15 protein-coding genes, 2 tRNA genes and 1 other RNA gene are annotated in these 20,886 nt (G+C 30.6%); 11 read left to right on the top strand and 7 right to left on the bottom strand.

The window, feature by feature from the left end; genetic code table 11:
* Positions 1 to 59: 59 nt before the first annotated feature.
* Positions 60 to 908, top strand: a complete 849-nt coding sequence (locus SAR11_RS00250; protein WP_011281439.1) for a bile acid:sodium symporter family protein — start codon at positions 60 to 62, stop codon at positions 906 to 908.
* Here the strand turns inward: SAR11_RS00250 and SAR11_RS00245 are convergent.
* Entirely contained in the window at positions 901 to 1,869 is a 969-nt protein-coding gene (locus SAR11_RS00245; protein WP_011281438.1) for a MarR family transcriptional regulator, read from the bottom strand. The two genes, SAR11_RS00250 and SAR11_RS00245, sit on opposite strands and share 8 nt — an antisense overlap.
* 160 nt (positions 1,870 to 2,029) lie before the next feature.
* Here SAR11_RS00245 and SAR11_RS00240 point away from each other — a divergent pair, with 160 nt between their 5' ends.
* Positions 2,030 to 4,204 carry an autotransporter outer membrane beta-barrel domain-containing protein gene (locus SAR11_RS00240; protein WP_011281437.1) on the top strand — a complete coding sequence of 725 codons (2,175 nt, stop codon included), beginning with the start codon at positions 2,030 to 2,032 and terminating at the stop codon, positions 4,202 to 4,204.
* Between the two features lie 8 nt (positions 4,205 to 4,212).
* Here the strand turns inward: SAR11_RS00240 and SAR11_RS00235 are convergent, their stop codons facing one another.
* Together SAR11_RS00235 and SAR11_RS00230 are read right to left on the bottom strand one after the other, a co-directional pair.
* Complete coding sequence (locus tag SAR11_RS00235; RefSeq protein ID WP_011281436.1) at positions 4,213 to 4,557, bottom strand: hypothetical protein; 345 nt, start codon at positions 4,555 to 4,557, stop codon at positions 4,213 to 4,215.
* Complete coding sequence (locus SAR11_RS00230) at positions 4,557 to 6,728, bottom strand: autotransporter outer membrane beta-barrel domain-containing protein (protein ID WP_011281435.1); 2,172 nt, start codon at positions 6,726 to 6,728, stop codon at positions 4,557 to 4,559. Before SAR11_RS00230 ends, SAR11_RS00235 begins: the two co-directional genes overlap by 1 nt.
* A 150-nt stretch (positions 6,729 to 6,878) precedes the next feature.
* On the opposite strand from SAR11_RS00230, the gene SAR11_RS07040 reads away from it, so the two are divergent.
* Positions 6,879 to 7,019: a hypothetical protein gene (locus SAR11_RS07040; protein ID WP_011281434.1), complete on the top strand. Its 141-nt coding sequence runs from the start codon at positions 6,879 to 6,881 to the stop codon at positions 7,017 to 7,019.
* A gap of 4 nt (positions 7,020 to 7,023) precedes the next feature.
* A complete protein-coding gene (locus SAR11_RS00225) occupies positions 7,024 to 9,255 on the top strand; it encodes an autotransporter outer membrane beta-barrel domain-containing protein (RefSeq protein ID WP_041185763.1) in 2,232 nt (743 codons plus the stop codon).
* A gap of 96 nt (positions 9,256 to 9,351) precedes the next feature.
* Here the strand turns inward: SAR11_RS00225 and carB are convergent, their stop codons facing one another.
* Both carB and carA read right to left on the bottom strand, forming a co-directional pair.
* The gene (carB, locus tag SAR11_RS00220) at positions 9,352 to 12,576 is read right to left on the bottom strand and encodes a carbamoyl-phosphate synthase large subunit (RefSeq protein WP_011281432.1); all 3,225 of its coding nucleotides are present in this window, start codon (positions 12,574 to 12,576) and stop codon (positions 9,352 to 9,354) included.
* A complete protein-coding gene (gene carA / locus SAR11_RS00215; protein ID WP_011281431.1) occupies positions 12,554 to 13,750 on the bottom strand; it encodes a glutamine-hydrolyzing carbamoyl-phosphate synthase small subunit in 1,197 nt (398 codons plus the stop codon). Before carA ends, carB begins: the two co-directional genes overlap by 23 nt.
* A gap of 128 nt (positions 13,751 to 13,878) precedes the next feature.
* On the opposite strand from carA, the gene SAR11_RS00210 reads away from it, so the two are divergent.
* The 5 genes from SAR11_RS00210 to SAR11_RS00190 all read left to right on the top strand — a co-directional run bounded on the left by SAR11_RS00210 (position 13,879) and on the right by SAR11_RS00190 (position 18,231).
* Positions 13,879 to 14,340 carry a GatB/YqeY domain-containing protein gene (locus tag SAR11_RS00210; RefSeq protein WP_011281430.1) on the top strand — a complete coding sequence of 154 codons (462 nt, stop codon included), beginning with the start codon at positions 13,879 to 13,881 and terminating at the stop codon, positions 14,338 to 14,340.
* Positions 14,340 to 16,115: a DNA primase gene (gene dnaG, locus SAR11_RS00205; RefSeq protein WP_011281429.1), complete on the top strand. Its 1,776-nt coding sequence runs from the start codon at positions 14,340 to 14,342 to the stop codon at positions 16,113 to 16,115. The genes SAR11_RS00210 and dnaG overlap by 1 nt, the downstream gene beginning before the upstream one ends.
* A gap of 66 nt (positions 16,116 to 16,181) precedes the next feature.
* Positions 16,182 to 18,005 carry an RNA polymerase sigma factor RpoD gene (rpoD, locus tag SAR11_RS00200; protein WP_006997871.1) on the top strand — a complete coding sequence of 608 codons (1,824 nt, stop codon included), beginning with the start codon at positions 16,182 to 16,184 and terminating at the stop codon, positions 18,003 to 18,005.
* Between the two features lie 8 nt (positions 18,006 to 18,013).
* Positions 18,014 to 18,088: transfer RNA gene (locus SAR11_RS00195), tRNA-Val, on the top strand.
* 66 nt (positions 18,089 to 18,154) lie between these two features.
* Positions 18,155 to 18,231, top strand: a tRNA-Ile gene (locus tag SAR11_RS00190).
* A 20-nt stretch (positions 18,232 to 18,251) separates the two neighbouring features.
* Here SAR11_RS00190 and SAR11_RS00185 read toward each other — a convergent pair.
* Positions 18,252 to 18,845 carry an ABC transporter substrate-binding protein gene (locus SAR11_RS00185; RefSeq protein WP_011281427.1) on the bottom strand — a complete coding sequence of 198 codons (594 nt, stop codon included), beginning with the start codon at positions 18,843 to 18,845 and terminating at the stop codon, positions 18,252 to 18,254.
* A 13-nt stretch (positions 18,846 to 18,858) separates the two neighbouring features.
* On the bottom strand, positions 18,859 to 19,644 hold the full coding sequence (locus tag SAR11_RS00180; RefSeq protein WP_006997873.1) for an MlaA family lipoprotein: 786 nt from the start codon (positions 19,642 to 19,644) through the stop codon (positions 18,859 to 18,861).
* 69 nt (positions 19,645 to 19,713) lie between these two features.
* On the opposite strand from SAR11_RS00180, the gene SAR11_RS00175 reads away from it, so the two are divergent.
* Positions 19,714 to 20,457: an N-acetylmuramoyl-L-alanine amidase gene (locus SAR11_RS00175; protein WP_011281426.1), complete on the top strand. Its 744-nt coding sequence runs from the start codon at positions 19,714 to 19,716 to the stop codon at positions 20,455 to 20,457.
* Between the two features lie 42 nt (positions 20,458 to 20,499).
* Positions 20,500 to 20,854: RNase P RNA component class A (gene rnpB / locus SAR11_RS06885), an RNA gene on the top strand.
* Positions 20,855 to 20,886 lie beyond the last annotated feature (32 nt).

Genomic DNA, 20,886 nt, shown 5'->3' with positions numbered 1-20,886 from the left:
AATGGGTTGACAAATGATCAAAATGGGTGGAACTATGCATGAAATTTTAAATTAAATTAATGGAAATAGTAACCAACATCGCTCCAATCGCTCTAGCTATTATTATGCTTGGACTAGGAGCTTCTTTAACAGTAGATGACTTTTTAAGAGTTGCAAAAAACCCTAAAGATTTTTTTATTGGTTTTATTTGTCAGTTAATTGTTTTACCAATCGTTGCCTATCTACTTATCATTACCTTAGGTGTGCCGATTGAAATGGCCTTAGGAGTAATGATAATTGCAGCTGCTCCAGGGGGTGTAACCTCCAATGTTCTTACAAAATTTGCAGAGGGTGATGTAGCGCTATCAATATCACTGACAGCAGTTATGAGCTTATTAAGTATAGTAACAGTGCCATTCATTGTGATCAATTCAATTAATCTGTTTGATATCACCTATGTTGAGAGAGAAATAACAATGGTATCCATTTCTTTAAAAATGTTTTTTGTAGTTACGGTTCCAGTAATAATTGGAATGACTATCAGGCATTTTACTGGTGACCTTGTCATAAAAAATTTGAAGTTTATTCAAAGATTTTCTATTGCATTATTTTTACTTGTTTTTGCTGCAATATATATTGAAGAGTGGGATAAAATTGTAAGCTTTTTAACTCGAGCAGGTTTAATAGCCTTAATATTAAATGTAACTATGATGGTGATAGGATTTTATGTTGCTAAATTTTTTGCATCAGGGACACCTCAACAAAGAGCTATCTCTTTAGAATGTGGTTTGCAAAATGGAACCCTAGCAGTTTTTGTTGCTACTCAATTATTTGATAATATTATTTATATGGTACCCACAGCTGCCTATGCATTAGTAATGATGGCAACCTCCGTAATCTTTGTTTTTATTTTAAGAAAATCTAATTAGTGTTTATTATTTTAATCTGATTAAAAACCTTATACAAAAATTTACCTAAAGCTTTCATATTTTTATCTTGTAATTTAGTGAGCACTTTAAATTGTTTAGTTTGTGTCCCCATAGCAAAGTTATAAAGTTTTTTTTCACTAATATTTAAAAATTTGTTTTCGATTAAAAATTGTAATTTTCTTACAACGGTAGCCCTTGGAATTCCCGTAATATCAGCTATAGAAAATGCGTTAATACCAATGTGATTAGATTTTTGAACTGCTTTAAAATATTTTTGTCTATCTAAATTCTTGTCTTTGAAACCCCTATTTTGAACAGTATTAATCATTACAATTAATCCCACACATATTGTTTCTAAATCCTGAGTTTTAGTATCTGTTTTCCAACGGTTAGAAAATATGAATAAAAATTTGTAAAATTGATACCAACAAAAAGAAAAATTTTCTTTAATTAAATTTGAAATTTGATCTGTGTTTAAAGGTTCTTTAATTATTTTTTTATCTTTTAAAATTTCACTAAACGTAGAAACCAAACTACTAAAATCTTTTAAAGTTATATTAGCTTTTGTTTGTATAAAGCCAGGTCTTTCAACAAAGATCTTTTTTCCTGCTCTTTTAATAATACCTTTTTTCTCTAATTCAGATATTTTTCTTCTTACATTTTCCTTAGGTATAAGAAGGTCTCTTGCAATATCTGAAATATTAATATTTGGAATTTCTAGTGTTTTATCCTTATAAAACGTATCATAATCAACCATTAGTCCATTTTTTCTATAGTGAATAAAGTCTTTATTAATCAGATAAATTAAAATTATATACTTATCGATACCTTTAAAATTTTTATAAGCATTAATAAACCAATGAGTTACCAACGAATAATATGAGGGTGCTAACTGACTAAAATTTTCATTAATAATTTTGAAGATTTGTTCTTCATTAGTTTTATTTGTAATTTTAATCATGATTTCTATTAAAGTCTTACAAGTTGTTTTTTCCACCCATTTTGATCAGTTGTCAACACGACATGTGAGAAAACTCTAAAATGATATTATAGCTAACAAATTTAATTCGATTTGGGCACCAACACGGTTGTATTTATCCTAATTTCATTAATCTGCTAAGGTGAAAAAAATTCTCAAAACATCATTTTTTGTATTTAGCTTTTTAGCATTATTTTATTCTAATGCTTTTGCTTTTTTAGAATTTCAAAAAGAAAAAATACTATCCACAGATGTACCTGGTGTTAGAGGAATAAACTTTAAACCAGACGGAAGCATAATGTATATAACAAATCGTGTTGCAAATCATGATGCCTACATAGTTCAATATTCGCTCAGCACTCCATTCGATATAAGTACAGCAACAAGAACATTTGTTGATGGAGCTGGAACAAAATTAACATGTAGTACAGATATGCAGTTACCACACGCTATTGAATTTAAACCTGATGGAACAAGAATGTTTATAACTACCAACAAAGATCACTCTGGAAATCCTGGAGTTGCAGTCTATCAATTTAAATTAACAACTGCTTGGGATACTTCTACATTGGATTGTGAGAAAATATTTGAAGTAGACATAACGGGTGTTGGCAATGAAGATCAAGTAAGAACTTTAACATTTAAACCTGACGGAACACGTATGTTTGTGGGTGGAAAAACTCAAGATAAAATAAGAGAATATATATTAACAACTCCTTTTGATCTTCGATCTGGAGTTTCAGTGGGTTCTTTATCAGCCAGTCTAGCCAGCTCTTCTGACGGAGGAATGAGAAATATTCAATTGCATTCGGATGGGTCAATTTTGTATGTCGCAGGTGATGGTAATAATAATATACATAAATACACTCTAAGTACACCTTGGGATATCACAACTATTTCTTCTACTTCTACTGAATACGAGCTAGGTAGCAGAGTTAGTCATATGAGAGGCTTTATTTTCACAGCAAATTTTACGAAGTTGTTTGTTACTAATGATGCTGGCTCTACTGCTTCAACAAATAAAATTTTTGAATATAGTTTAGCTTGCGCTGGTACCATTACTTGTATTGATGCCTCAAATAATAATGATGTTAAAGCAATCATTGAAGCAAATGTCGAATTATCAAAACGTATAATTAAAAACAATACTCTTCCAATCTTTCATCGAATTGAGTGGTTAAGAAGACATAAAAATAAAGATAATTTATCAAATCTTAATGCAGAAATTGATTTTACAAATGAAAAAATATCAAAATTAGTTAGTGCTCTTAAAAATTCTAAAAAAGAAAATGATAGAAGTTATGATAGTGAGGATTGGTTTAAATGGAGTGAAGGTAGAATTAGCTTAGGTAAAAATAAATCTATAAATTCATCATCAAGAGATTTTCACAGCTATGGTATCTCAGTTGGTGCAGATAAAATTAAAGATGATGACAGAGATGCTATGCATGGATACGTCTTTCAGTATGCAAACGATAATGTTGATATTGGAAGTAGTGGAACAAAATTAGAGACAGATGCATATAGTTTTGCCCTATATGATACCAAACTTAGAGATGATCACGTTTTTACAGATGCATTAATTGGAGTTAGTTTACTAGATATAGATCAAAAAAGGGTTATTTATGGTAACATTTTAGAGGGAAACCGAGAAGGTCAACAGATATATGGATCATTTAATTTTGGAAAAAGAATAGTTGATGAAGATTTAAATCTCAATCCAGGTATTAAATTAGATTTAGGGTACACAAAACTAAAAGCATTTAGAGAAAGAACTGTTGTTGGAGATAGTTTAGCTGATGCACTACTTTATAAAGAGCAAAATATTAAATCAGCATTAATAACACTTGGTGTCCTTTTAGATAAAACAGATACAGATAAAGAAGAAGATGAAATTATTAATCACCATGGTCGATTAGAATATATTGCAGATCTAAGCCCATCATCAGATGCAGAATTTTATTATCTTAATAGTCAAAGTACAGTTTACAATTATAATGTAGAAAATAAATCAAAGCATAATCTTAGAATTGGTTATGGTTTTGATGTCACTTCCATAACAGGATGGTCATTCGTTGGAAATTTTGAGAGATTTCAATCTAACGGCAAAGGTCATAGTAATGAAATTTATTTATCTGTAGGGTATGTGCCAATTGATGAAATGAAATTTGTATTTGATCTGAATAATTTTGAAAATACTAGTTTCTCATATACAAATAACATAAATGGATTTGATTTAAAGATGAGCTCTAATTATAATTTTATAAGTGATGTACCTGACTATGGTGCAAATATAGAAATTTCAAATAAATTTTAATTTAATAATTATTCTATAACTTCAATTTCATTAATAATACTTACAATTTTTCCACCTTTAAGGACGGCGTTCACTCTTGCGCATTCATAGTATGCAGAGGAGCTCTCTTCTGCTGTTTGTCTCATTTCTAAACACCTAGATTTATTCTTAGTTAATAAATGTTCATATAATTCTGGTGGGTCGCCCAAGTACATCATGAGACCAATTACTTCACCTTCTTTTTCAAAATCTGCTTTTTCTTCTATAGATGCAACCCTGTCATCAACACCAATTTCAAAATTTTGAAATGCAACAAAGCCTTTATAAAAAATAAAAGCTAAAGCTAAATAGAAAACTATTTTTATTTTACTCATTAAAATTTACTTAATATAGATAAGTTAGCATTATGATTTTCTTGATTTGAAAAATTATTTTCTAAATCAAATTCTAAATCAAATACACCTAGTGCTTTAGAAATTTTAAAGCTCGAAGTCATTTCTTCATCAAGACCAAGTGCAAACTCTGTTTCTTTTCTATATAAAAAGCCTGCTGATAATGTAAATTTATTAATATAACCATGACCCTTGATTTGCTGTCTTTCGTAATCAGTACTAATTATTAACCCTTGGTCATGCTTAAAATCTAAACCAAGTCCTGCTGTGTATATATCTCTATTTTTGTTATCAGCTTGATATTCAAAACTTTCACTGTTTGATACGTAGCTTGTTACCACCTTAGAGCTTGAGGCAAACTCTTTACTGTATTCAAGATTAATTCTAGATCTTACAGTTGAATTTTCTAGATCAACATCTTGGTCTATTAATACTCCTAAAGAAGCCATTAATGAACTGATGTCTTGATCATTATAACTAAGTGCTGCAATGCCACTTTCTGTATAACCATTAAGTGCTGTATAACTTCCATCGATACGACCTGTTGGAGTAATAATTAAATCACTATTTTCATATTCTTTTCCAAAATTAAGTGAACCAAAAACCTGTTTACCCTCACGTTCACCCTTATTTGCGTCGGTATTTCCGTCATATTTTCTTGCAATATTGCTATCTAAATAACTAACTCCAAAAACGTGTTTTAAATAATTACTGTTTTCTAAACTGTTAATTCCATAAAGAGATAAACTTAATGCATTTGTATCAACTTTAGAACCAAAGGTTCCAACATCAACATCAGTGCTACCCACTCTTAAAGCAACTCCTAATATTTTATCATCATCCATTTTTGTATCAACACCCACAGTTATACCAAGGCTATCAATATCTTGAGCAGAACTTAAGGAGCTCTCACCAATTTTTCCAAAACTAATGCTACCTTCGGACCATACCTCCCAATCATTAGGTAAAATTTGATCTAATTTTTGAAGTGGGTTTAATTTAGCTTGTGCGGAACTTAAAACATTATTGGATACTTTCTTTAATAATTCATTTTGAAAGTTTAACTCTATATTTTGTGCACTTGCGTTGTAGTATTTATTCGCTCTTAAAATAGATAATCTTTTTAAAGCAGACTGACTTGAATCTTTAGCAAAATTTTTAGCAGTATTAATTTGTGCATCAACTACACCCCTTACATCTTTATTTTTTTGTGGGGCTCCACACGTTGATGAACTAACAACTGCAAAAGGACAGCTTAAGCTATACTCATTTACATTGTCAGCATCAGTAAGTGTATGCCAATCTAAGTGATACATTTTTGTTCCAGAACTATTGAAAGCAAAGCCACTTAACCTTTTATTTGTAACTGGAAATGTCGGTGAGACTGTACCAGTTAATGTTGCGCTTGATAGATCGAAAGCAGTAGATAAAGCATATTCATCAATTTTATTGTCTTGTTTTACTATAAATATTTTTGATCCATCATTATTAAAACCTAGTCCCTGATGACTAGCACTCCTTGCATTACCAAGTGTGTTGGCTACAGAACCTTTAGTATCAGGGTTATATGGTGTTGAAAGATTGTATTCTTCTACCCGCTGAGCAGTATTATCCAAAATAAACATTTTTGTTCCATCATTATTAAAAGCTAATCCTCTTGGGTTATCACCACCAACTTCAGTAAAAGTGGTATTTGCTGGAGTGATCGATCCAATATCATATGGTGTACTTAAAGACCATCTATGAATCCCATTTCTAGCAGCATCCACTCCATCTATTACTCCAGTTCCCGTTCCTAAAAGAAAAATTACAGTTCCATCTGAATTAAATTTTACATCTTGTGGTTTATCCTGTTCTACTTGGATTAACACAGACTTTTCAAAAGCTGCTGAAGTAACATCAAAAGCTGTAGTTAAATTATATTGTAGTATTTTTCGCATATTTATTCCTGTAATAAACATTTTGGTACCATCAGGATTAAATGTTATCCCAGTAGGTGAAGTTTCTTTGTCTTGGACATTAAAATTAGCAATAAATGTAGGTTCAGCTAAAGCTAGTGATGAAAAAAATAAACTAAATAAAACTAAAAATACTTTTAGTTTAAGAGCACCTTTTATAATTAATTTTTTACTTTTTTTTATTAAATTAAGCATCTTGATTTATTAAAATTTATATATTTGAATTTTTGATGAAGATTATTTTATCCTCGATAAAACGCACTCAATATTAGAATTTCTGCCCGTTTTGAGCACTTAAAAGAGCTGAAAAACCGCTAAATTAAATTTTATATAGTATTTTTCATTATGGTATTTTTTTTAAGAAAATTAGCTGTCGGTTCACTTGTGTCATCATTTTTTATTTTGATGCAAGCACAAGCTGGAATAGTTGAAGTGGTAAATAAACAATTTAAAGACCTGAGTATTAAATTGTCAACAACATTTTAATCTTATGAAATTTATAAAAAACTTTATTTTAATTTTATTATTTATACTTCCCATCTCAAATTCATTTGGAGCTATGGTTACCAAAATACAGTCAGCAGCAGTCAATGATAGGAGTGACTTTATAAACGGCATCCATTTTAATTCTGATGGAACAAAAATGTTTACAGTGACCCAAAGAAAAGTTTCAGCAATTTCTAGTGTTTATGCACATATAAATGAATATGATTTAAGCACACCATTCAATGTCTCTACAAAAACTTATGCGAGTGATGATGAGGTATGTATATTAAATAGTGGTGACACGACTTCGGGTCCTATTAGTGCTATTACTGATCTAGAATTCTCTAATGATGGATTGATGCTGTTTGTGTCTAGGGGAAATGCTAAAGGTACTGCAAATGATGATAGAGTATTTAGATTTGATTTAACTTCCCCCTATGATGTTTCAACATGTGCATTCGCAAATCAAACTTCAGACCTTGATACTGGTACTCTACAAGATGGTAGTAATGCTGGAGATATTACTGAGGGAACTAATAACAGACTTCAAGGTATTGAGATTAATAATGATGGAACAAAATTATTTGCAATTTTTCATGGAGCGACGGGTCAAGACACAAGATTATTAGAGTACCAACTTTCAACTGCATACGATCTAAGTACCATATCAATTATTACAGATGCAGGAATAGAACTAAATGATGAAGTATCAAACCCTCAAGGAATAAGATTTAGTCCAGATGGAAAAAGATTTTGGGCTGTTGATCACAATGGTAGTACACAAGATGTAACTCAAATTTCCCTTGATGTGGCTTTTTCCACTTCTTCATTTACAATAGACGGTACAGTTTCAATATCTAGTGATATTACTCAACCAAGAGGAATTGCATTTAGTGCGGTTGGTCTTAAAATGTACATTGGTAGTGACAAAGATGAAAACGGAAAGGATGAAGTTTTTGAATTTGATTTAGTGTGTCCTTTTAATATTATTGAAGGAAAATGTCCGAGTATCACAACAGGTGTCAGAACTGGAATAGCTATTGCACAAATAGAAGTTGCAACAAGAACTATAGAACACTCAACGGACACTGCTTTAAATAGATTAAAGTGGATTAGAAGAAACAAAGATAATCAAAACTTAACTAATCTTAATTTAGATCTTAATTTTACCAATCAAATGCTTGCCTCTCTTACTAAAGTTGTAAAAACCTCAGCTACTACAAAGAAAAAAGATAAACAACAAGACGTATTTTATTGGAGCGAAGGAAGTATTGCAGTTGGCAGAGTTGGAGAGACAAATGTTTCTTCATTTAAAAAGATTAAAACTAACGCAATTACAGTTGGAGCAGATAAATTTACCAAAAATAATGGCATAAGGGGGCTTGCTTTTAGGTTTGGTAAAAATGATGTTGATGTTGGCTCAGCTGGAAGCAATTTAGATACGAATACTTATAATTTAACCCATTATTCCTCATCCCCAATTGAAGATGATACAAAATTTATAGACACAGTTATTGGAGTAGGTGTCCTTAATTCAGATATTTTATCAGTGCTTGATGGTGAACGTGTAACAGCTGATAGAAAAGGTAGACAAATATATGGAACAATTAAATTAAAAGATGAGATTAAGAAAAATAATTTAATTCTAATCCCTTCTGGACAAATAGACCTTGGTTACACTTTATTAGATGGTTATCAAGAAAGTGGTAACACTGCTATGAAATTTAAAAAGCAAGGCATTCGATCAAGAAATGCAAGACTTTCAATTGCTGCAGTTGATGAATTAAAAAATGAAAAATATAAAATTAGAAAGCATGGAAAATTAGAATACAAAGCAAACTTAAATCGTTCTTCTAATATAAAATATTCTTACGTCTCTGATGCAACAAGTGGTGAATTTGATACCAAGTTAAACTCAGGTGCTTTACACAATTTAAATGGTGAATTAGGTATAGATATAATTTTACCAGATAGTTTTAGTATCTTTTTAATCTATGAGAGAAATCAAGCATTAGGCACCGGTCATACTGATAAAATACATTTAGCTATAGGATATTTACCAAACAGAAAAACTAATTATGCTTTTAAATTAGCAGGCTCAGAAAATTTAGGATCTGAATTTAAGATAAGTAAAAATATTAATGATTTTGAAATTGATTTTAAATTAAACAATCAAGATGTATTGAAACCAAATACTTTTGATGAAGCAACGATTAATTTAAAGAAAATCTTTTAATAATCATTAATATTTTTATAGATCGTACGTTTTAAACCTTGATATGAGTTACGAAGATATGATTTTCAGTATTGCAAATACTGGACTGTCTTCACATTAAATATCTTGAAGTGCAGTTACTGTAATTTCTTTTGTCTTTAAAGATCTAATTCCCATTAAACAAGCTTGAGCAGTAGACATGTTAGTACAATAAGGAACTTTATTCCCTAGTGTTGCTCTTCTTAAGGCCATTGCATCATGAAGACGATGCTCACTATTTCCACCACCTGTATTAATTACAAGTGCAATTTTTTTAGAATTTAGTACATCAACAATGTGAGGTGATCCTCCACTTACCTTGTTTATTGTTTTACACTTTATTCCATGTTTACGAATGTACTCAGCAGTTCCACCAGTGCCGCATAAAGTGAAATTTAATTTTATTAATTGTTTTGCAAGATCTACACCTTCATCTTTATGACCATCTTTTAGAGAGATAAATGCTAGACCTTTTGTTGGTAATGAGTTTGATGCAGCAATTTGGCTTTTTGCGTAAGCCATACCAAAGTCTTTATCAAATCCCATAACTTCACCTGTTGATTTCATCTCAGGCCCTAACAATAGATCACTATTTGGGAATTTATTAAAAGGAAATACAGCCTCTTTAACTGCATATAGGTTTTTGTTTTTATTTTTTAAATTGAACTTTGATAGTTTTTCACCAGCCATTACACGTGATGCAATTTTAGCAAGAGGAAGACCTTTAGCTTTTGATACAAAAGGAACCGTTCTACTTGCTCTTGGATTTACTTCGATTACATAAATTTCATCATTTTTAATGGCAAATTGAATGTTCATAAAACCTTTAACATTTAAAGCTAAGGCTAATTTTTTAGTTTGAATTTCTATTTCAGAAATTAGTTTAGGTTTAATAGATACAGGAGGCAGACAACAAGCAGAATCCCCTGAGTGAATTCCAGCTTCTTCAATATGTTGCATAATACCTGCAACAAATACTTGTTTACCATCAGATATTGCATCAACATCTACTTCCATAGCGTGACTAATAAATTTATCTATTAATATGGGATTATCTTCTGCAGCTTTAAATGCTTCTTCTACAAAGTTTTTTAATTGGCTTTTCTCATGAACTATTTCCATTGCTCTTCCGCCTAAGACATAAGAAGGTCTAACCATTAAAGGCAGTCCAATTTTTTCAGCAATTTGAATGGCTTGTTTGTAAGTTTTAGCAATACCACTTTCAGCTTGTTTTAATTTTAATCTATCAAGTAACTTTCTAAATCTATCTCTATCTTCAGCAAGATCTATTGAGGTGTACTGCGTCCCTAAAATGGGAAGTTTGTTATCGTGTAAAAACTTTGCAAGTCTTATAGGGGTTTGCCCACCGAACTGAGCAATGATACCTACAAGGTTTCCTTTTTGCTGTTCTTTTTTGATAATATTATAAACATACTCTTCTTTAAGAGGCTCAAAATAAAGTCTATCGCTTGTATCGTAGTCTGTTGAAACCGTCTCTGGATTACAGTTAATCATTATGGTTTCAAAACCGCTATCTTTAAGAGCATAACTTGCTTGGCAACAACAATAATCAAACTCAATACCTTGGCCTATACGGTTTGGTCCACCGCCTAAGATTATAATTTTTTTTCTTGAAGAAGGTTCTGCCTCACATTCTGAGTTTAGAGCATAATTTCTCTGGTAGGTTGAGTACATATAAGGAGTGAATGATTTAAATTCAGCAGCACAGGTATCTACTTTTTTGTAAACGGGTAATACTTTTAAAGCAGTTCTTTTTTTTCTAACAAGGTCTTCAGGAATTTTAGTGATTTCAGATAATTTTTTATCAGAAAAACCTATTGATTTAATTCTGTTAAACTCATTATAGTCTTTAGGAAGACCTTTTTTTTGTATATTATTTTCTTCATCAACAATTTCCTTTATTTGCTGTAAAAACCAAGGGTCTATTTTGCAAAGTTGGTGAACTCTTTTAAGATTTATTTTTTTTCTAAACGCTTCAGCAGCTAATAATATTCTGTTTGGAATATTTTTTTTCAATTCTTTTTCAATTTGTTTTTTGTTTAATGGAAAAATACGATCTAAGCCTGAAAAGCCAATTTCAAGAGAAACCAATGCTTTTTGAAGAGATTCTTTAAAGTTTCTCCCAATTGCCATTGCTTCACCAACTGATTTCATGGATGTTCCAAGAACCGCTTCAGAAGTAGAGAATTTTTCAAAGGTAAATCTTGGTATTTTAGTTACTACATAATCAATACTAGGTTCAAAAGAAGCAGGCGTTGTTTTAGTAATTTCATTTTTTAATTCATCAAGGGTGTAACCAACTGCTAGTTTTGCTGCAACTTTTGCAATTGGAAATCCAGTTGCTTTAGATGCAAGGGCAGATGAACGTGACACTCTTGGGTTCATTTCAATGATAACCATTCTGCCATCTTTAGGATTGATTGCAAATTGAACATTTGATCCACCTGTTTCTACTCCAATTTTTCTAAGACAAGCAATTGAGGCATTTCTCATAACTTGATATTCTTTATCCGTAAGTGTTAGAGCGGGTGCAACGGTAATTGAATCTCCTGTGTGAATTCCCATTGGATCGATGTTTTCAATAGAACAAATAATAATACAGTTGTCTTTTTTATCTCTGACAACCTCCATTTCAAATTCTTTCCAACCCTCAAGGCATTCTTCAATTAAAATTTGGTTAACAGGGGATTCGTGTAAACCATCTTTAACTATTTTAAGATATTCTTTTTCAGTTTTAGCAATTCCTCCACCCAAACCACCCAAAGTAAAAGCAGGTCTAATGATTGCAGGCAACCCAATTTGTTTTAAAGCTTTTGCAGCATCTCTAATATGAGATACCACTTTAGATTTTGGTAAGTCCAAACCAATATCTAACATGTTTTTTCTGAATTTTTTTCTGTCCTCTGCGTTTGAGATCGCTTTTGAATTAGCTCCAATTAACTCAATCTTATATTTTTTAAGAATTCCCTTTTTCTCTGCTTCCATTGCTAAATTCAAAGCAGTTTGGCCACCCATTGTTGGTAAAATTGCATCTGGTTTTTCTTTTTTTAGAATTTTTTCTAATACTTCTAACGTTATTGGCTCAATATAAGTTTTATCTGCAACACCAGGATCTGTCATGATCGTTGCTGGGTTAGAGTTAATTAAAATAACTTTATAACCTTCATCTTTAAGGGCTTTACAGGCTTGTGTCCCTGAGTAGTCAAACTCACATGCTTGACCTATGATAATGGGTCCAGCACCAACGACTAATATAGTTTTAAGATCTTTTCTTTTTGGCATTTTTTTTTATGTTGTTAATAAATTCTTCAAATAAGTAAACACTATCTTGCGGTCCTGGATTTGATTCAGGGTGATATTGAACAGAAAAAACAGGTTTATTTTTTAATTTAATTCCTTCAATACAATTATCAAATAAAGATTTGTGAGTGACTTCAATATTTTTTGGCAATGATGCTCTTACAATTTCAAAGCCATGGTTTTGACTAGTGATTTCAACATTGTCTTTAATTAAATTTTTAACTGGATGGTTAGCGCCTCTATGACCTAGTTTCATTTTTTTAGTTTTTGCACCTAGTGTTAGAGCTAGAATTTGATGACCAAGACAAATACCAAAAATAGGTAAATTATTTTTGACTAATTCTTTAATGATTCCAATTGCATATTTACCAGTTGCTGCAGGGTCACCAGGACCATTAGATAAAAAGATCCCATTTGGCTTTAATTTAAGTATGTCTTTTGCACTCGTTTTGCACGAAACCACTGTTACTTTACAATTAAGATCTGAGAAATATCTTAGAATATTTTTCTTTATCCCATAGTCAATAGCAACAACATGTAATGAATTTTTTTTATTTTTTAAATAACCAGTTTCTTTTTTCCAAGTTTTAAAACCTGACCAAATATAATTTTTTTTAGTAGTTACTTGTTCTGCTAAATCTAAATTATTTAATCCACTCCATTTCGTTGTGATATTTGCTAATTTACTAATATTGAAATTTCCTTTACTAGAAAAAGAAATAGTGCCTTTTGGGGCTCCTTTATCTCTAATATAATTAGTCAAGCCTCTTGTATCCAAACCAGTGATCCCAACAATTTTATTTTTTTTTAACCACAGGTCTAAATTAGCTAAAGATCTATAGTTAGAAGGATTTGTTATTTCAGAGTTAAAAATTACACCTTTGGTCCAAACTTTATCAGACTCTAAATCTTCTTTATTAGTTCCAACGTTACCAACGTGAGGGAAGGTAAAATTGATAATTTGCCCAGCGTAAGAGGGGTCTGAAATAATTTCTTGATAACCAGTTAGAGAAGTATTGAAGCATACCTCACCTGTTGCTGTTCCTTGATAGCCAATACCAACTCCTTTAAAGATAGTTTTATTTTCAAGAACTAAAACGCCTGTGTGAATCTGTGAGATTTTGTTAGAGCTAATCTTTTTTGCTTTTTTGATCAATTACAACTCATGAGTTAAAGGTTAATACAATAAAACCCTAATTATCGCAACAGAGATGTATTATAAAATTATAAAAAAACAATTTTTCTTTTGAAGAATTTTCACTTTGCAGTAGATTAAAAAATATTATGACATTGAAAGAAAAAATAGAAACTAACTATAAAAATTCTCTAAAATCAAAAAATAAGGTTGAAATCTCAACCTACAGGTTAATTTTATCTGGAATAAAAGATCTTGATATTGTCAATCGATCTGGAGCCAACATAAAAGAAACAGACGATGATGATATAAAAAAACTTTTAAAGAAAATGATTAAGCAAAGAACCGAATCAATAGAGATTTATAAAAAAAATGAGAGAATGGATTTGTTAGAAGTTGAGCAAAATGAATTTGATCTTTTATCTAGTTTTTTGCCACAGCAGTTAAGTGATGAAGAAACTAGAAAAATATGTGTAGATACAATAAGTAAATTGGGTGCTGCATCAATTAAAGACATGGGTAAAGTAATGGGTGAATTAAAGAAGTCATACCCTGACAATCTAGATTTTGCTAAAGCTGGACCTTTGCTAAAAGAACTATTAAATAAATAATGAAATACCCAAAAGAGTATTTGGACGAAATTAAAACTCGTTTAAAGGTTTCGACAGTTGTATCAAAGTCTGTCAGTCTAAAAAAAAGAGGCAAAGAATTTGTAGGTTTATCACCCTTTAAAACTGAAAAAACACCTTCATTTACAGTTAATGATGAGAAGGAATTTTATCATTGTTTTGCAACATCGGAACATGGAAATATTTTTGATTTTGTAATGAAAACTCAAAATTTGAAATTTGGAGAAGCAGTAAAATCATTAGCAAATCTTGCAGGTATGAGACCTTATACGTTTTCAAAGCAAGATGAAGAGCGTGAAAAAAATTGGCAAGAATATTGCTCAATCTACAATCAATATGTTCAATTTTATCATGATGAAATTTTAAAGAATGAAAGCTTAACTATTGCAAGAGAATATTTAAAGAAAAGAAACCTTAGTAAAGATGAAGTTAAAAATTTTAAAATAGGTTTTGTTGAAAGAAACTCAAATTTTTATGAAAAATTAAAAGATGAATTTAGTGAAAAAGTTTTAGTTGAAAGTGGTCTTTTTTATTTAGATGAAAAAAAGAATACATACGTTGAAAGATTTCGAGATAGAATAATATTTCCAATTAACAATATTTCAGGTCAACCTATTGGATTAGGAGGAAGAACCATCCAGGAAAATAGTTATTCAGCAAAATATATTAATTCTCCTGAAACACCTTTTTTTAAAAAGGGTTCTAACTTATATAATTTAGATTTAGCTAGAAGATTATCTAATAAAATAGATCATGTGTATTTAGTTGAGGGATATATGGATGTGGTTGGTTTAAGTAAAAATGGAATTGAGAATGTTGTAGCAAATCTTGGAACTTCTTTAACGGATCGACAAATTTTAATGCTTAACCAATTCTTTGAAGACATCATTATCTGTTTTGATGGTGATGAAAGTGGATACAAAGCAGCACTTAGAGCAGCAGAAAATTCAATTAAAGAATTACAACCAGAAAAACAAATCTCGTTTCTTTTTTTACCAGATGGAGAAGACCCTGATAGTTATGCAAATAAAAATGGTAAAGCGAATTTTATTGATTTTACAAAACAGGCAAAAATTTCAATTCATCAGTTTATATTTAACCATTACAAACAACAAACTGATAACAATCCTTCATCAATGGCTATTTTTGAAAAAAAATTAAGAACTATTGCCGCAACTATTAAAGATGATTTCATAAAAAAATACGTACTAGAGTTTTTCTTGGAGAAAATTTCATCTTTAACCCCACATAGCAATATTGGAAAAAAACAATTTTATACTAAAAAAGTTAAGTCATTACAGTCTACTCAAAAACACTTTAACGAAAGTAAATTATTGAGCGGTGTTGAGCTTAAAGAATTTTCATTGCTTTATTTAATAATGAACAACTTGGATTTATTTCAAGAAAATATTCACATGATTGAAAATATAAATCTATTTAGTGAAGAAAATAAATTAATCCTTGAAACTTTGATAACTAAACTAAAGAGTGGAGAAAAACTTACCTTAGATCAAATTCCAATTGACCCTCAATTAACTGAAAAAATCTTTAAATTTGCCTCAATAAAACATATTCTAAATAATCACCAAAATGATCAGAATAAAATGTTTGAATTATTAGACGAAGTTTCTAGAGACCTCAAAAACTACGATTTAGAGTTTAGGATTGAAGAGCTCGAGTCGAAGTTTTCTAAAGATTTAAGCGAAAGCACTTTCAACGAAATAAGAGAGCTAAAAAAACAAAAAAACATCAATTAAATCCTTCAAAAAATACGTGGATTTTTCTCAAATTGGGCTTATATAAGTCTTCTCAAATATACTATTGTGGAAAGAATAATTACAAAATCATTTGCTAGACTTATGGGTCGTGGAACCCATAGAGGATTTATAACTTTTGATGAGCTAAATAAATCATTAGGTAAAAGAAATCTTTCAGACGAAAATTTAGAACAAGCCTTCATGCACATTCTTGATGAGAGTGTAGCATTGGTTGAAAAAAAATCTGACTTTAAAGTTTTAAGAAAAAAAGAAAATTCATCTAAAGAAGAAGGTAAGACAATTGAGAAAAGTGATGACCCTATAAGAATGTATTTAAGAGAGATGGGTGGAGTAGAACTCTTGTCTCGTGAAGGTGAAATTGCAATTGCAAAAAGAATAGAAGCTGGGAAAGATGTAATGCTGATCGCATTAGCACAAAGCCCAATTACTGCACAACAATTTGTAGAATGGGATGAAAAACTTCAAAGTGATGAAATATTAGTTAGAGAAATTATTGATATTGATACTAACTACATGGAAGATGAAAATACAGGGCCAAGTGCTAAACAAAGAAATTCTGGGGAAACTGATAAAAATGAAGAGAATAATGGAGACGATGATGAGTTTAATCCAACGCTTGCAGCAATGGAAACTGAAATCAAACCAAAAGTTTTAAAAACTGTTAATACTTTAACAAAAGAATATGCAAAATTAATCAAGTATCAAAAAGAAAAACTTGATTGTATTTTAAATGCAGTAAGTTTCTCTGCTGCTAAAGAAAAAGGACATGATAAAATTGTAAGTGATATTTTAGAAAATATTAAATCATTACAATTGTCACCCTCTGTATTAGAGGAATTGGTTCAAAAACACTATGTGGAAAATAAAAAAATTGTTTCACTAGAAGGAAATCTTCTGAGACTAGCAATGGATCAAAAAATTCCAAGAAATGAATTCATTAAGTTTTATATTGGCAATGAAATTAATCCAAATCTTAAAAAGTTCTTGGATACTAACCCCATGTGGAAACAGTTTTTTTCAAAAAATAAAGATGAATTTAAAAACATAAGAGAGAGATTAATTGAGATTAGTCATAAACTTGGAATTTCAGTAACTGATTATAAAAAAATAGTTAGCAGAGTTCAAAAAGGTGAAAAAGAATCTAGAATTGCAAAAAAAGAAATGGTTGAAGCAAACTTAAGATTGGTAATTTCAATTGCAAAAAAATATACAAATAGAGGACTTCAGTTTCTAGATCTTATTCAAGAAGGAAATATCGGTCTTATGAAAGCTGTAGATAAATTTGAATACAGAAGGGGCTATAAATTTTCAACATATGCCACTTGGTGGATTAGACAAGCAATCACTAGATCTATTGCTGACCAAGCTCGAACGATTAGAATTCCAGTTCATATGATTGAAACTATAAATAAAATTGTAAGAACCCAAAGATTAATTTTAAGTGAGTTTGGTAGAGAGGCTACGCCTGAAGAACTAGCACAAAAATTAAGAATGCCTTTAGATAAAGTTAGAAAAGTTTTAAAAATATCAAAAGAACCAGTATCTCTTGAAAAACCAGTTGGAGATGAAGAGGATAGTAGTTTAGGTGATTTTATTGAAGATACAAAAGCATTAGCACCTTTAGAACAAGCTATTAAATCTAATCTAAGTGAAGCTACGACTAAAATTTTATCAACTTTAACACCAAGAGAAGAAAGAGTTCTTAGAATGAGATTTGGTGTTGGAATGAATACAGACCATACTCTTGAAGAAGTGGGTCTTCAGTTTTCTGTAACAAGAGAGCGTATTAGACAGATAGAAGCTAAAGCTTTAAGAAAATTAAAACACCCAAGCAGATCCAAACAGTTAAAAAGCTTTTTAGAAAGTTAAAATTCAAAGGGACTGTAGCTCAATAGTAGAGTACTGCATTGACATTGCAGGGGTAGTTGGAGCGTAACCAACCAGTCCCACCATTTTCATTATCTTTTACCTATGCTAGACATCGGTTACATTATAATATAATTAAAGCTTAATTTTTAGGGCCTGTAGCTCAGTTGGTTAGAGCAGTACACTCATAATGTATTGGTCCCAGGTTCGAGTCCTGGCGGGCCCACCAAAAATTATTTTTATAGATGATTATTTAATAAACTCTTTTAAAATAGAAAAAAGAGCGTTGATATCCCCATCCTTACTTTGAATGATAGAAGAAAATTCTTCCTTTTGAGTTCTTGCTAGACTTAAGCCCTCAATAATTAAATCTCTGATTAAAGGATTTTCTGGATTTTTTGTATAAATTCTCCAATCAATTTTAACCTCAGGCCTTTGTTCTGTTCCAACTAAAATACTAGATACCATTGTATAATTTTCATTTAATTTCTCTTTAGATACAACTTCAATCTCTGGATTTGAGTATTCAGCCAGTCGACTAGAAAAACTTTTTAGAAAATATTGTTCAAAAAGCATCTCATATTGATTTATTTCATTGTCACTTATATTTTTTCTATAAGCTCCTAAAGTGTAATAACCAATACCATTGATATCAACTGTTTCACTTGCAATTTGTTTTAGCTTTTCTATTTTTTCTTCTTTTGAATATTTGTTATTTAAGGCCTCAGAGGCTCTATTCACAGTTGATTGAACAAATACATCTGGTTCAATTGAATATGATTGATTAATACCAACAAAGTTAATTATGACGAAGGTAAATATTAAAAACTTTTTTAATCTCATTAAGTTTTATAATTTATTGAGCTTCTATTTCTTCCCAATCACTATCGTTTTGGGTTTCAGTTATTGCATTAGAGTTAGCTATTTTTTGTTGTCTATCTTGCAAATATAAACTTCTAACTGAAGCATAAAAATCTATTGAATTTTTTTCCAAGTTTTCAAACGAGTCTATATTTTTTGCTCTAAAATCTATCCCAGAACTTGCTCTTGATGCATAATAATCAAAGTCAGAAAAATGCTGAGTATCATTAGCTACAGTAACGTTATACCAAGCATCTCCGCCTAATATATTTGCAAATGATCCAGCTGTGTCTCTAACAGTGGATGGTCCTAAAACAGGTAGAACAAGATAACATCCTGGACCAACACCCATTACACCAAGTGTTTGGCCATAATCTTCTTTTTCATACTCTGGAAAACCAATTTTTTCAGCCACATCAAATATTCCAACAACTCCAACTGTTGTATTAACAATAAATCTACCTGTGTTAACTCCAGCTTTTTTAAATTCTCCTTGGAGAATATTATTAGGTATTGTTACAAGTGTAGAGAGATTGTCTAAAGCATTACCTGTCCCAGCTCTAACTGGAGAGGGTAAAATTCTATAAGCTTTTGCAACAGGTTCAAAAATAACACCATCTAACACTTGGTTAAATTTAAATGTTGCTCTATTTACATTTTCAAAACAGTCTTTAACTTCACCAGAATTTTTTTTAGATAAGTTGTTTTCACCGTCTGTATCAGCACTCACATTTGTTGCTAACATTAAACTTATTAGTGAAGTTATTAAAATTTTTTTCATTATCCTATGATTATATAATGTATATAATATCAATGTAAATCTAGATTTAGCTCTAAATATGACGCAAAAATGGCTTTAAAAACAATATTAAACTATTCCCCAAATTTTAATCCTAAAAAAAGAACCTCTAAGCAAATCAAATTTATTATCTTTCATTATACGGGTATGAAAAGCGAATCTGATGCTTTGAAAAGATTAACAGAAATACAATCTGAGGTTAGCTGTCATTATTTAATCAAAAATAATGGAGAAATTGTAAAAATAGTACCTGATTTATATATTGCATGGCATGCAGGAAAATCTTCTTGGAAAAATTATAAGTCTTTAAATCAAAATTCTATTGGTATTGAAATTACAAACCCAGGACATGAGTACGGTTATAAAAATTTTACACAAAAACAAATTACTACTCTTGTAAAGTTAAGTAAGTTTTTAATAAAAAAATATAAAATTAATCCTAAGAATATTTTGGGACACTCAGACATAGCAGTACTTAGAAAAAAAGATCCAGGTGAAAAGTTCCCATGGGAATATTTGGCTAAAAATAAAATAGGGATATGGCACACATTAAATAAGCAAGATTTACTAAAGAATAGAAAGCTAAAAATAAGCAAGGTAGAAGAGAATATTTTTTTTAGAAACCTGTTTAAGATTGGATATTCAAAAACATTTCCAAAAAATATTGGTAGGAATAAATATTTAATAGAATTAATAAAATCTTTTCAAAGAAGATTTAGACAAGAGTTGGTTGATGGAAAAATTGATCAAGAGTCCTTATTAATCAATAAAAGCCTCATCAAAGCATACAATTAAATTTTTCTTGAAGTTCTATAATTAAGTAATAAATTACATTTGCTAGATGAACGACTTATCGCTTTAATTTATTAAAGAGGAAAGTCCGGGCTCCGCAAAGACACAGTGCCAGATAATACCTGGCGGGGGAAACCCTAGGGATAGTGCCACAGAAAATATACCGCCATAACATGGCAAGGGTGAAAAGGTGTGGTAAGAGCGCACCGGTTCTATTGGTAACAATGAACGCTGGAAAACCCCACTGGGAGCAAGACTAAGTAGAGATGACATTGTTGCAAAACTAAAAGCCGTCTTTGGCTAGTCATCAGGGTTAGTTGCATGAGCTTAAGAGTGATCTTAAGCCTAGAGAAATGATAGGTTTAAATGACAGAACCCGGCTTATAGTTTGTCTAGCAAACTTATCCACAGTTCAATTTTAATTAACTTTAG

Origin of the sequence: Candidatus Pelagibacter ubique HTCC1062 (assembly GCF_000012345.1) — a bacterium.
GTDB lineage: Bacteria > Pseudomonadota > Alphaproteobacteria > Pelagibacterales > Pelagibacteraceae > Pelagibacter > Pelagibacter ubiqueversans.
Note: the sequence above shows the minus strand (reverse complement) of the source record. Positions and strands in the feature narration are given on the sequence as shown.